Below are 14301 nucleotides of genomic sequence, written 5' to 3'. Positions count from 1 at the left end.
ATGTCTCTCAAAAGATTGAACTTTATTTACAAAAGAACAACAGGTTGACTGATATTATTGACCGCAACATACCAATATCGTATTATGATACCATCAATGAATCCAATTATGCCAATTGTGAAAAGTGTAGAATTGATGTTGCTGATGCAGATTCTTTTCAAAATTTAGATAAGGGTTATCAATTATTGAAATCACTTAACACAGACCAAAGCAATAAGGTAGACTCGCTTTCTTTTAAAATAGATGCTTTTTATAAAGACTACAATGCAATATTCCCAGATGTGAATAAAATGTTGTTGGATATTATAAATGAAACAACTGATGATTTCGAAAAATATGATTGGTTTGTAGAATGGTCTGTTTTTGAGCGAAGAACCTACAACAAGGAGTTAGTTAACTATATTTTTGAGAGTGATGAGTATCGTACCAAAAGTGCCAGACACTTAATTTACTCAAAATACTATTTAAGCAGACTAAAAGATTACAATACCAACGCTACAGAAATATTAAAAATTTTGGGTGAAAAATTAAAAGAATAAAAGGATGAAAATCTTTAGAAAAATATATTAAAAAATAACGAAAGCACAACAACGTGTATAATCAATTGCTTGGTTCTAGCCTACTTGGAAATTCCTTCGGAATTTCCTCTGGTTCGTTTTCTTTTACTAATTTAGTTGCTAGCCAACGAAAATAACCATACACGAACACGTTAGCGGTAATATGTGGTAAGAAGTAAGATAATCTTCGAGGCTTTCCCTTTTTTGTTGCTTACCCTATAAAAGACCTGCTCATTTCGCAAGCAGAACGTTTATCAGAGCAACAAAAAATCTACGGTACCAATTTCATTGGTTTGTCTTTTAAGAGTGGCCTAGGCTTTAAAAATAGAGCAACTTTCGGGGTTTTCCCTTTTACCGCCAAAACGCAACTGTTGCGCAATCAATATCCAGACGGACTTTTGGCTTGTCGGTATTTGCAAAGGTTCTATAAGTATTCAAGTTTTTTTTATGTCTACTTAGGATTGTCACAGGATGTAAAAAGCGGCAAAATCTACGGGAATAGCAGTATAAAATTGTCTTTTGGAGTTTGGTTCGGGTTACATAAAACCGCTAACAAGACCTATACGTAATGCGGGGCTTGGTCAATATCAAAAGGTTTGCGTATTTTTAGGAGGTACGCCAAAACAGTTTAATTTGGTATTTTAAGCAAAAAATAAACACAAAAAAACTGCTTTAGCTAAGTGTAAAGTAAGGAAGATGCGTACTGCTATGCTCCCGCACTACGTATAGCTTTGGCGTTGACAGTAATTAAACTCACTCAAATTTGATTAAAATAACGCAACATTTTGATAAAGCTGCATCTATAAATAAAAACGATTTATGAAAAACAGAATTTATGCATTGATTTTTTTTACGATTTTATCTTTAACTATAAACTCTTGTAATAGTGACGATGACAAAAATGTAATTGAAAATCTTAACGGAAACTATACTGGAACTTTTACGGTTGAATATAGTAATGGAGATACTTTTTCTAATCCTGTAACTGTCAGTTTTAATGAAGACAACAATTATCAAAGTAGCGCAAATAACGATTATTTTCCTGCTGGAGGAAATGGTACTTATGAAAAAAATAATTCGACTATTGAATATTATGACATTAACATTTGGACAGCAAATTTTGATTGGAATTTAATACTAAATGGAGAATATAATTATTCAATAAATGGAGATGAGCTATTAATTTCTGCTAATAAAAATGATGTTGGATTTTATAAATATGAATTGACAAAAGAATAATAACTACTGCCAACAACGTGTATAATTAATTGCTTTGGTTATAACCTACTTGGAAATTCCTCCGGAATTTCCTCTGGTTCGTTTTCTTTTGCTAACTTAATTGCTAGCCAACGCAACTAACCATACACGAACACGTTAGCAAATATTAAAAAGAAGAAATGAGGAATATTTTGAAACTATTATTTTTTGGTGTAGTTGTATTATTATTAGGATGTAATAAGAGTGAAGGGAAGATAGACCCTGTTAAAGATAGCGTAAGTCAGAGTTTAGAAAAATGGCTAGCTAAACCAGTTGAAGAAAGAGAAGCTTTAGAAAGCTTGGATTTCTCAAAAAAATCATTAACAAAAAGCCGAGCTGAAAATGTTACCGCACTACTATTTCAAGATATGCAGGCAACAATGATAAGCAACTATGAGCAACAGTGGAACAATCGCAAACTGATTTATAAAGGATATAGCATGCCTTTTTATTATCAAATATTTGGTAATAAGCCATCTGATGGAAGAAGTTTATTTATCTCATTACATGGAGGAGGATCAACTACAATCAATGTTAATGACCAACAATATAATAATCAAAAGCATTTATATGACCAGACGATGAACACCCTTGAAGGTGTGTACTTAGCGCCAAGAGCCCCATCGAATACTTGGGATTTATGGCATCAGGATTATATTGACGAGTTTTTAAATATTATTATCCAAATGGCTGTTGCAATAGAAAATGTAAACCCAAATAAAGTATATTTATTGGGTTATTCAGCAGGTGGAGATGGAGTTTATCAATTGGTTCCACGAATGGCAGATAGATGGGCAGCAGCAGCTATGATGGCTGGACACCCAAATGAAACATCTCCTTTAGGATTAAAAAACACTCCTTTTGCGATACATGTAGGGGCACTGGATAACGCTTATAATAGAAACATTAAAGCGCAAGAATGGAAAATAATGCTTGACGATCTAGAAAGTAGTGCTCCTGGAACCTACATCCATGATGTGCAACTTCATGATGGATTAGAGCATTGGATGAATCTTGAAGATGCTGTTGCCTTGCCTTGGATGAAAAACTATAAACGCAACCCCATAGCTCAGAAAATTGTATGGAAACAAGATAATAGGCATCATAGCAGTTTTTATTGGATAGGAATACATGAAAATTTGATTGAAACTGGAGGGGAGATTATAGTAGAGTACAATACGCACTTAAATGAGATCAATATAATTTCTAATTATAGCAATATAATTCAACTATATATGAATGATAAAATGTTGAATTTGAATGATCCGGTAACTATTAAATACCAAGGAAATATAATATCTCAGAAAATTTTTAACAGGTCAATTTTGAATATCCATGAAACCCTATCTATTAAAGGAGATTCTGACTTGTCATTCCCCTGTATAATATCAGTTATCAATAATGAAAATGTCCAAGAATAATTAATATGCCAATAATTATTTAGACATAGAAAATAACATTTGCTAACAGAAAATAAACGCCATTAAAACGGGCGTTTATTCAAACCGTTAGCGGTAGTATGTGGTAAGAAATAAGATAATCTTCGGGGCTTTCCCTTTTTTGCTGCTTACCCTATAAAAGACCTGCTCATTTCGCAAGCAGGACTTTATCAGAGCAACAAAATATCTACGGTACCAGTTTCATTGGTTAATCTTTATAAGTGTGGCCTAAGCTTTAAAAATAGAGCAGCTTTCGGGGTTTTTCCTTTTGCCGCCAAAACGCAACTGTTGCGCAATCGATATGCGGACGGACTTGTGGCTTTCCAGTATTTGTAAAGGTGCTATACCTCTTAATTTTTTTTTATGTCTACTTGGGCTTGTCGCAGGATGTTATAAGCGGCAAAATCTACAGGCAATACAGGAATAGTTTGTCTTTTAGCGTTTGGTTCGGGTTACATAAAACCGCTAACAAGACCTATACGTAATGCGGGGCTTGGTCAATATCAAAAGGTTTGCGTATTTTTAGGAGGTTCGCCAAAACAGTTTGATTTGGCTTTTAAAACAAAAATAAACACAAAAAAACTGCTTTAGCTAAGTGTAAAGTAAGGAAGACGAGTACTGCTCTACTCCCGCACTACGTATAGCTTTGGCGTTGGCATTAATTTGAATGAAATACGAAATTAAAATACCTAATCCATGTTCGGAAAATTGGAATCAAATGACTCCTACTGAAAAAGGTGTATTTTGTTTTAATTGCCAAAAAGAAGTCTTGGATTTCACAAAGGTATCTAATTATGAATTGTCTATGAGACTAGACAATAATCAAAATATTTGCGGGAAATTCAGAGTTGACCAAATCAATACTGAAATAAATTCTTTAAAAAAGAATCAAGTGCATAGAGTTGGACTTCTTTTAGGCTTAACTTCACTTCTTACTATAACCACTCCTGTCTTTGGACAATCAAACTCAGTTCAAATCGAAAAGACTTCACCCGTAATTAAAATAGACAACCAAAAAAATAATCATAACCCGAAAGATTCCATCCAAATTAATGGTGTTGTACTTGTTACTTCTGGTGCATTACCTGGTGTGAATATTTTTATTAAAGGACATTCCTACAAAACGCAAACTGATTTTGATGGTAATTTCTCAATTTCTATTAGTCAAAAGGATTTCAAAAAGAAGTTGACACTCATATTTTCGTTTATTGGGTTTGAAAGTAAGGAAGTAGAGATTAGTAATGATATTAAATTTATAGAAATAAATATGACTGAAGACAAATGTGTTATGGGAGAAGTCGTAATTATAAAAAAACAAAATATTTTTAGACGCATTGGAAACTTATTTAGAAAAAACTAATGCCAACAATGGCTATAATTCATTGTTGCATTTGAACAAAAAATAATATATTTAACAAATCAATCGGCTGATTTCATAAGCGGAAAAGTCTCCGACATTTTCCACAACGAAATCATAGCCTAACCGTTACAGCACATATGAGAAAAACCATCGGTAAAGACATAATTCCACTTCTTATTTCAGCCATTCTGGTGATAATCTCAATCGGAATTACATTGTTTACGGATTACACTCTGAATTACAAGCATTACATTGGAATTGGACTCATTGGGATTTCTTCACTTCTGTATTTTAAAAACAAAAAACTATTCGTTTACTTTTTCGGATTAACCTTAATTCTAGGAATTGTCAATCTAATTGACATTTATTACTCAAACATAATTTTCGGAATTGGACCAATAAAATTCAATCCAATTTTTCTGACTTTACTCATTATTTTCTTGGTATTGAATAAAGAACTGTTGAACAAATTATTTCCTGAAAAGAAGTTGACTGAAAAAGACTTGGCGGAAAGAAATACGCAAAAAGAAAATCTCATTAAAAACTCCGAACTGAAATTCCAATCAAAAACAGAATCGGAATTGAAAAATATTGCGGATAAAAAAAGCGGATATGTGAACGAGGCAAAAATTGCTTCGAATAATATTTTACAGAATAAATACGTGCTGTAACACGGTGTATAATTAATTGCTTTGGCTATTGCTTATCTGGAAAATTCCTTCGGAATTTTCTCTGGTTCGTATTTGTATACTAATTTAGTTGCTTAATCACGCAACTAACCATACACATCACGTTACCTGCAAGCTGAAAACAAATCAAAACTGAATGAAAATTAAACACAACGAAATTGAAATCGAACAAGAAAATCCTTTTGCTAACTGCAAATTAGATAGACAAAAATATTCGAGTGTTTTAACCAATATTATCAACTCATATCCATATGGATTTGTACTTGCTTTGAACAACAAATGGGGTACTGGGAAAACTACATTTGTGAAAATGTGGGAACAAGATTTAAAAAATACTGATTTCCAAACTCTATATTTTAACGCTTGGGAAAACGATTTTGAAAATAATCCTCTCACAGCATTAATGGGAGAATTAAAAACCTTAACGAGTGTAGATACTGAGCCTTCATTTAAAAAAACACTTAAAAAAGCATCAACATTAACAAAACATATTGCGCCAATAATAGCTAAAGCGATAGCTGATAGATACATTGATACAGAAGGTGTCAAAGAAGCTATTGTAGGTGTTACAAATGGATTAGCAGACGTCTTTGAGAATGAAGTCAACGAATATGAAAATAAGAAAAAAAGCATTTCGGATTTTCGAGAAACCTTATCCGAATTCATTGCGATTACTAACGAAGGAAAACCTTTAGTCTTTATTATTGATGAACTAGACAGATGTAGACCGAATTATGCTGTTTCAATCCTGGAACAAATTAAACATTTCTTTTCTGTTCCAAATATTGTTTTCGTACTATCGATTGACAAAGAACAACTGGGAAATGCGATTAAAGGTGTTTATGGTAGTGATGATATAGATGCTGAGGAATATTTAAGGAGGTTTATAGATTTAGAATATTCCATCCCTGAGCCAGAAACAGGTTTGTTTTACAAATATCTATATGACTATTTTCAATTTGATGAATTTTTCCAATCAGCGGAAAGGTCAAAGTATCGAGAATTACAATCAGATAAATCAAATTTTCTTGAAACTTGTAAGTTAATTTTTACTAATGCAAAAATTCCTTTAAGACAACAAGAAAAAATATTTGCACATTCAAGATTGGCATTAAGGAGTTTTAACTGGAACAGTTATGTTGTTCCACACGTTTTTCTTTTTCTAACATTTATTAAGGTTACTGATAATGAATTCTATGAAAAGATGAAAGCGAAGAGCTTAACGATTCAAGAGCTACAAGAACGCTTTTTAGACTTAGTTAAAATTAAAATAAATGAAGACACAGAAAGGCAACTTATGTGGCTTGAAGTTTATTTAGTAAATGCTTACAATAATTATTACCAAGAAAGATATCACAGAAAACCTCTTTATGAAAGAGATGAAGAAACTGGAGAAAATAAACTTTTAATAACGTCCATTGTTAAAAAAGATGCGGGACAAGACTTTATGCATATTTTGGAAAGTATTAATAGAAGACGTGGAGAAGGAGATTTGGACTTGTCTCATTTTACCAAACATATTGATTTATTAGAAGATATCAAAACGTAAAAAGCCAGCAGGTAACAACGTGTATAAAACATAGCTAAAAAGTGCTAAACCAAAAGGTCTGTGCTTATTTACGAAGACCGCCAAATTTTTAATTTGGCTTTTGAAATAAAAAAGATAAAAACAAAATAAAAAATTCGGCTCTGTGTTAACCCGAAAAGTTAGCGTCTATTTACACGCTACGTTTCATACACAAACCGTTAGCCTTCATTAAAAAACTGATTCGATAAATGATAAAATTCTTTAGAAAAATTCGTCAAAATTCACTTATGGAAAACAAAACTGGTAAATACTTTAAATATGCCATAGGTGAAGTTGTATTGGTCGTAATTGGAATTCTAATTGCATTGAGTATTAATAATTGGAATGAAAATCAAAAAAATTCACAATGGGAACAAAGATTTTTAAAGGACTTAAGAAATGAATTGCAAAGTAATTTAAGTCAACTAAACAATTCATATGGAATCCAGTCAAAGAAGGGGGAAACTTTAAAAAATCTAATGCAATTAATTCAAAAAGGGAATTCTGATAAAAAATCAGAAATCGATTCTGTTTTTGTAAGCATACAATTTATAAATCCAACATTTTTCCCATCTACTGGTGTTTATGACTCTGGCGTAGCATCAGGTAAAATTGAAAACATAAAGAACGATAGTTTAAAATATATGATTACAAACCTTTACAACCATTATTACAAGCGGTTGGTTTATAATGGTGAAATATTAGACGGTGTTGTTGGTAAAATGGATTGGGAAAAAAGAACATATTATAACTCTAAAAAAAAACAAATTAAATCTTGGGAGTCTGTTTTGGATAGTGAATTTTATAATCAAATGGACTTCTTATTGCATCAAAACATAGTCTATACAATAATATCAAAGGCAAATATAGATCAGATAAAGAATGTCATTAATTTTGTTGATATGGAAATAAATAACAATGACTAAATTTTTTAGATAAACAAATTGTTGAAAAAATAAATAACGAAAGGCTAACAACGTTTATAAAACATAGCTGTTACAAGCTTTTACAGAGGTTTTCTTATGTTTATTAAGACCGCCTAATTTTTATATTTGGCTTTTTGAAGAATTTAAGATAAAAGAAAAATTTAAAAATTCAGCTCGTGTATAATCCGAAAAGTTAGCGTCTTTTTATACGCTACGTTTCATACACAACACGTTGTGCTTCATACCCGAAACGATATAAAATAGAATGACAATTCAAATTATAATAGTACTTCTTCTAACATTTATTATTCATTTAATAAGTACTTTATCCTATTCGGTAAGAATTGTCGGAACTAGAACAAGAAAAATAGCAGTCTCATTTGCACTTTTTAATATTATGGTTCTTATTTCAAGAACTTCAAATTCATTTCAAGCACCATTATTGGCAAAATGGGTTGAAAACAATATTAACCTGAATATTAATCCAGGAACATATGAAATTAGATTGATATTATTCGTAGCGACTTTAGCTACAATATTTGGAGCTTTTTTAATTCCTACTTTTCAGAGGATATTATCTAAAGCTGTTATGAATTTTAGCGTGCATAAATCAATGCCAAAATTGATTTTACATAGTTTTACAAAAACAGGGATTAAGCAATTAAGAAAAGAAATTAGCATTCCGAATAGAGAGAATTTATCGATAAACTCGAAAACCAAATTTCCGCTAAAGATTTTCATTTTTAATATTTTAGCTGTCGCTATATTATCTGTCGGAGTACTGTCTTCACTTTACGCAGGATTTATAACGCCTGAATTAAGAACTACAGCAAGTTCTTTATCAGCTATTGTTAATGGATTTGCGACAATATTAATGTTTGTTATTATTGACCCATACCTTTCAATTTTGACTGATGAAGTTGTAGAAGGAAAATTTGCTGAAAGTGAATTTAGACGAACTATTCGATATATGGTTTTTGCGAGAGTGATTGGAACAATTTTAGCTCAATTATTGCTAGTGCCATTTGCTCATTTTATAGCATTGGTTGCCGAAATAATATAAAGTACGAAAGCACAACAATGGCTATAGTTAATACGGGTTTTGGTACTTAACCCAAAGTTTAGAGCTTTTAACCAAGTCCGCCAAATCTTTTGATTTGGCTTTAAAAATGAAAAGATAAAACAACGTAAAAAGTTTTGGCTAAGTGCTTAATCGGAAATTAATTACTTTTAATTCCCGTACTAACCATAGCCGAAACGTTGTACATAATGCGGGAAAATGATAATCCGACCACATAAAATATCGCTAATTAAGAAGAATTTCATTGAATTTTCGTTTAAAAAAGACGAAGATGATAACGAAGAAATAATTCCTGATTTTGAGAAATTTAAAACTCTAAATTCAGCAGAACAATATTATCTCGCTGACAATTATAATTGGGATGATGGGACAATTGTATTGGACTGGATTATTGATAGTCCTAAATGTGACAAAGGAACAGCTTCATTAATATTCTGGAGAGCAGAACCTGATTTCTATTTCGACTTTACCATAGAAACAATTGAAGAATATGAAAAACCCGTCTGGAATCTATTACAAAAGATTGTGGGGAAATTTAGAGAAAACGGATTTAAGAACAACCGATATAAATTTGACCCAATTGTGGAAGGATATAAAACTGACTGGAAAACAGAATTGGATATCTGGGAAATTCCAGCGGAGTTAAAAACAACTACTAAAGGGAAAAAGCCTTTCGTATTTGGACTATGAATTAAATAAGCACTATGTACAACACGGTGTATAATTAATTGCTTTGGACAGTGCTTATCTGGAATATTCCTTCGGAATATTCTCTAGTCCGTATTTGTTTATTAATTTAGTTGCTTAACCACGCAACTAACCATACACATCACGTTGGCAGTAATTTGAACAACGAACTAATTTTAAGCTGATTAACAAAAACGGAAAAGCCGAAATCCGATTATAGTAGGCAATATCTAACACGGAATTTAATGAAATTATCGAAATTGATTTTGACAATTGCAATTGGACTATTTTCATTAGTCACGCTTGAAAGTTGCAACCAAAAAAATAATGAATCACAACAGACTGAAACAGTTTTGCCAATAATTAGAAAGGAAAAATTAGAAAACGAAGCTTGGGAAATGGAGAAGAAATATTGGGCTTATGCCCAAAGAAATGATACTGTTAATTATAAAAAACTTTGGCACAATGATTTTATTGGTCGCCCAGGTAATGGAGATGAATTTGTTAATAAAAGTATGGTTTCAAATTGGATACCTGAATTACATAGCGACCCAAATATAAAATTTAGTTACAAACTTTATAGAAAAGTCACTAATGCAATTGATGATGTGGTTATTGTGTTTTATGATGTGGATGCTATTTGGGCTGACAAAGAAAATAATATCGTTGAAAAACATTCTTCTGTGATGCTTCATACTTGGAGAAAATATGATGATGGTTGGGTAATTTTAGGTGGAACTTCGGCTGATAAGAATGAAAATATACCAAACGATTAAAACATTAAACTAATAAAAACTACTGCCAACACCGTGTATAAACCATTGCTGAGTCTGTGCTCATCTGGAAAATTCTTGGGAATTTTCCAGCGTAGTTTTGTATCTTTAAAGGTTCGTGCTTTCACACGCAACGGTCCATACACATACCCGTTATGCATAAGCAAAAAAGTCACCCCTGAATTCAAAATTATCTTCCAAAATAGATTGATTGAAATAAAAAAAGTTACGTAAATATTTTTTTACCCCAAAATGTAAAGTATATTTGTCATTATGGAAAACATACTTATTGTTTATTAATAATCTAAAATTAAAATTATGAATGTAAAATCATTTATGGAATGTGAGAGAAAAAGCCTTGAAAAGATGAAAAGGTATCAGTTATCCAACAAATTCAAGAAAATTGGAATAGGAATAATTATAATATCGGTAGTAGCATTTATCGTGAATAAATTATCCATTGAAAATATTGACTTAAAACTAACATCCAAATATGGAATATTAATTGGATTATTACTCATTTCAATTTCAAAAGAAAAAATAGAAGATGAACTAATAAAATCTTTGAGAATGCAATCTTATACTTTTGCATTTATTGCAGGTGTTATAATTACTCTATTAACAAATCCAATATTTAACTATATAGCAAATTTAATTTCTGAAAAACAGCAAGGAAGTTTTGAAGGTGTTGGAGATTGGGAAATTTTATGGATTTTGTTGAGCATTCAAGTTTTTTATTTTGAATTCTTAAAGCGAATGAACAAATGAAAAATCGACTAAAGATTGAAAGAGCAATATTAGACTTAACACAAGAAGAACTTGCTAATAAAATTGGAGTATCGCGTCAAACGATAAGTTCAATTGAAAAAAACAGATATGTACCTTCAACAGTTCTTTCATTAAGACTTTCCAACTTATTTAAAAAACCAGTTAATGACTTCTTTGAGTTAGACGAAAATGAGAAAGCCAATGCATAACAAAGTGTAAAAAAAATAAGGGCTTTAGTGCCTAAACCTAAGTTCAGTGCATTTTACAAAGTCCGCAAAATTTACAATTTTGCGTGTCTATTAAATAAAGAAAAAATTGTAAACTTAGCTAAGTGGTAAATTGAAAATTCAGTCCTTCGAAATCCCTTACTATTCTTACACAAATCGTTGGGCACAATTTGACGCAACCAAATCGAAAAAATTACATATAATCTAAAAACAATGTTATGAAAAAATTACTAATTTTTACTTTAATTGTATTTACTATTTTAAGCTGTAACTCTGATAATGATGAAGTTCAAAATGATTCTGATTATGCCGAATATATAGTTGACAACTCTATTGAGTCGGAAATTAATTTTATGCCGGAAGAAATATATACAACTAACGAAACTCAAGAACCAGTTTTAAAACTAAAATTAATTACTTCTGAAATTTTCCCTTGTATAAATTACGGACTGTCAACAACCGAATTTATAAATGGTAATGAACTAATCGTAAGATTCAACCAGATAATTGAACCTGAATTATGTTTGACAGCAATTGGACCTGCGACATCTTATATCGAATTGCCTCAAAACACAAATAAAGTAACTTTTATAAATGGAAGTATAATTGATAAGTATTCTATAGAAATTAATGAACAAAAAATTTCAATAACTCTTATCGAAAATAATTTCACAACTTCATTACACGACAAAACTTTTATATTTCCAGAAAATTCATTTGCCTATGTTTGTGGAACTAATACAGATAACACTAACATTTATACAGATTTTTCAGCGATTATAGAGCAAAACCCTGATTTCATAGAGTTTGAATTTGAAGGAGAAGGAAGAATACCTTATCCTGAAACAACCTATGGAAATTGGGTGAATCATCCTTCAAAATACTATAAGTACACGGATTCGGCCGAATTTAATAATTTAGCTAATACAATGAACGCTTATTCTTCAGCAAACATTATTGAAAATTCAGGAGTTACTATTTCAATATATAGTTGGAATAATATTAAATTTTACAGTTGGATTGAAAATTAAAAACTGTGCCCAACACCGTATAAAAAAAATTGCTGGTAAAAGCTTACTTACGAAAGTCCTCGCGGACTTTCTTGGTTCGTGTTTATTTACTAACTTGATTTCTTAAACTACGCAACTTTTCTTATACAAATCCGTTGTAGCACATTTACCAAAACCAACTAAATGCTTGAATTAATACTTTCGACTTTAGCAGAATTTGGACTAATTCGTGAGGATTTCAAACATCGAAAACGAATAAGTAAAAAGGAGAAAGAAGACGGTACGAAAAGACCTATTCAAAAATACCTTCTGCAACCGAGTTCCATAATGGTCATTTCGCTTTTAGTTGTTATAAGTATAAGCTCATTTCTGTTTTTTGGTTATCAAAGAAAATCTATCTACCCTGATGAAACTAAAAAAGAAATAGCTGAAATGAGCGATAGAATGGAGAATTGGAAGGAAAAGCTCGGAAAATATCCTGCGGACTTGAATGAATTAATCGGAAATAGTCCTTTAAGACAAGATTGGAAAAAAGACGCTTGGAATAGAGAATATAAATTTAAGGTTGAGGAAAATGGCCAAAGGTTTTTAATCACTTCTCCTGGTCCGGATGGAAAATTTAAAACGGAAGATGACATCAAATCGCAATAAAATAAATTTAAAAATTGTACGACTTTACATAATTAGTCTATTATGTATTATCTGTTATTTCTTAATGGAAAATTATAATGTAATATATGAACTCGTTCAACAATGGAGTACATTTCGCTATAATCAATATACTTCTAAGTTTGTTGCAATATTATTTACGGGATTACTCAAATATGGATTATTAACAGTTGGGATATGCATTTTTTCAATGTTGAGCTTTATGTTAATTAAAGAAAAATTAAACAAATAAAAACGTGCTACAACACAACCTATAAACAATACGGGCTTCGGGCTTAAACGAATGGTTTGTGTATATTTATGAAGTCCGCAAAATCTTTGGGATTTCGCTTTGAGACAAAAAAAGAAAAAACAAAACCAAAAGATTTCGCTTTGTGCATGGCAGAAAGTAAACGCTAGTTTGCTCCCGTACTGTTCATAGCTAAACCGTTAGCATTAATTACTAAAATAATTCCTCCATTGAATAAAAAAGAACAATTCATTTACTATTCAAGCCCTGAAAGATGGTTGCATTCTGCTTTAGAATTACACGGTTCTCTTGAAGAATTATATGCATTGAGAAATAATTTATTCTACAGAAAATTAAATTATTACCATGATCAAAGAGACATAACGATACCTGGACATTCTAAGGCTACTTATTTACTAATGTCATATATTCTTGAAAATCTTTTAAAAGGAATAGCAATTTTAAACGACCCTAATTTAGTCAATAAAGGAAAAATTGAAAAACAAATAAAAACTCATGACTTAAACCATTTATCTAAACTAAATGGTTTTGAACTCACAGAAAAATCAAAAATTTTTCAGGACACTTTATCTGATTTATGCGTTTCTAATGCACGATACCCTATTGGACTTAATGAACATAATAAAATGAAAGATCCTTCATTTACTGAACATGACTTTGAGTTATTTAAAACGCTTTTTAAAATGTATAAAGAATACCTTGTTATAGAATTTAGTAAAAATGGATGGAATAGCGGATTAAAAAATGAACTACTGAACACAAAACCTAATGATTGGAATTACGTAGAAAAAAACTAATGCTAACACCGTATAAAATTAATTGCTGGTTTTAGCTTACTTACGAAAGTCCAAACTGACTTTCTTGGTTCGTGTTTTATTTACTAAATTAGTCACTTAAAACACGCAACTAACATTATACAAACACGTTAGCGGTAATATGTGGTAAGAAGTAAGATAAGCTTCGGGGTCTTTCCTTTTTTGCTGCTTACCCTATAAAAGACCCACTCAGTTCTCAAGCAGAACGTTTATCAGAGCAACAAAA

15 protein-coding genes are annotated in these 14301 nt (G+C 31.1%); all 15 read left to right on the top strand.

The window, feature by feature from the left end; translation table 11 throughout:
* Positions 1–539 (top strand): hypothetical protein (locus Q360_RS26185; RefSeq protein ID WP_027078045.1); only part of this gene is annotated, 539 nt, incomplete at its 5' end.
* A gap of 837 nt (positions 540–1376) precedes the next feature.
* Positions 1377–1796, top strand: coding sequence for a hypothetical protein (locus Q360_RS0116430; protein WP_027078044.1), 420 nt, complete (start codon positions 1377–1379; stop codon positions 1794–1796).
* A 158-nt stretch (positions 1797–1954) separates the two neighbouring features.
* A complete protein-coding gene (locus Q360_RS23715) occupies positions 1955–3235 on the top strand; it encodes a hypothetical protein (RefSeq protein WP_051554781.1) in 1281 nt (426 codons plus the stop codon).
* A gap of 685 nt (positions 3236–3920) precedes the next feature.
* Complete coding sequence (locus Q360_RS0116420) at positions 3921–4613, top strand: carboxypeptidase-like regulatory domain-containing protein (protein ID WP_027078043.1); 693 nt, start codon at positions 3921–3923, stop codon at positions 4611–4613.
* A 137-nt stretch (positions 4614–4750) separates the two neighbouring features.
* On the top strand, positions 4751–5284 hold the full coding sequence (locus tag Q360_RS0116415) for a hypothetical protein (RefSeq protein ID WP_027078042.1): 534 nt from the start codon (positions 4751–4753) through the stop codon (positions 5282–5284).
* Positions 5285–5438: 154 nt separating this feature from the next.
* Positions 5439–6851, top strand: coding sequence for a KAP family P-loop NTPase fold protein (locus tag Q360_RS0116410; RefSeq protein WP_027078041.1), 1413 nt, complete (start codon positions 5439–5441; stop codon positions 6849–6851).
* A 227-nt stretch (positions 6852–7078) separates the two neighbouring features.
* The gene (locus Q360_RS24890; RefSeq protein WP_156950146.1) at positions 7079–7795 is read left to right on the top strand and encodes a DUF6090 family protein; all 717 of its coding nucleotides are present in this window, start codon (positions 7079–7081) and stop codon (positions 7793–7795) included.
* A gap of 265 nt (positions 7796–8060) precedes the next feature.
* Entirely contained in the window at positions 8061–8858 is a 798-nt protein-coding gene (locus tag Q360_RS0116400; protein ID WP_027078040.1) for a lipid II flippase Amj family protein, read from the top strand.
* A gap of 216 nt (positions 8859–9074) precedes the next feature.
* Entirely contained in the window at positions 9075–9566 is a 492-nt protein-coding gene (locus tag Q360_RS0116395; protein ID WP_027078039.1) for a DUF4274 domain-containing protein, read from the top strand.
* A 242-nt stretch (positions 9567–9808) separates the two neighbouring features.
* The gene (locus tag Q360_RS0116390; protein WP_027078038.1) at positions 9809–10339 is read left to right on the top strand and encodes a nuclear transport factor 2 family protein; all 531 of its coding nucleotides are present in this window, start codon (positions 9809–9811) and stop codon (positions 10337–10339) included.
* Between the two features lie 315 nt (positions 10340–10654).
* Positions 10655–11104, top strand: coding sequence for a hypothetical protein (locus tag Q360_RS0116380; RefSeq protein ID WP_027078036.1), 450 nt, complete (start codon positions 10655–10657; stop codon positions 11102–11104).
* Positions 11101–11313, top strand: a complete 213-nt coding sequence (locus Q360_RS0116375) for a helix-turn-helix transcriptional regulator (protein ID WP_027076422.1) — start codon at positions 11101–11103, stop codon at positions 11311–11313. The genes Q360_RS0116380 and Q360_RS0116375 overlap by 4 nt, the downstream gene beginning before the upstream one ends.
* A gap of 236 nt (positions 11314–11549) precedes the next feature.
* Entirely contained in the window at positions 11550–12362 is an 813-nt protein-coding gene (locus Q360_RS0116370; RefSeq protein ID WP_027078035.1) for a hypothetical protein, read from the top strand.
* A gap of 162 nt (positions 12363–12524) precedes the next feature.
* Complete coding sequence (locus Q360_RS0116365) at positions 12525–12992, top strand: type II secretion system protein GspG (RefSeq protein ID WP_027078034.1); 468 nt, start codon at positions 12525–12527, stop codon at positions 12990–12992.
* 477 nt (positions 12993–13469) lie between these two features.
* Entirely contained in the window at positions 13470–14057 is a 588-nt protein-coding gene (locus tag Q360_RS0116360) for a hypothetical protein (protein ID WP_027078033.1), read from the top strand.
* The last annotated feature ends 244 nt before the right edge of the window (positions 14058–14301 follow it).

The sequence above is a fragment of the Maribacter antarcticus DSM 21422 genome (assembly GCF_000621125.1).
Lineage (GTDB): Bacteria > Bacteroidota > Bacteroidia > Flavobacteriales > Flavobacteriaceae > Maribacter > Maribacter antarcticus.
This window is presented reverse-complemented; position numbering and strand designations above follow the sequence as displayed.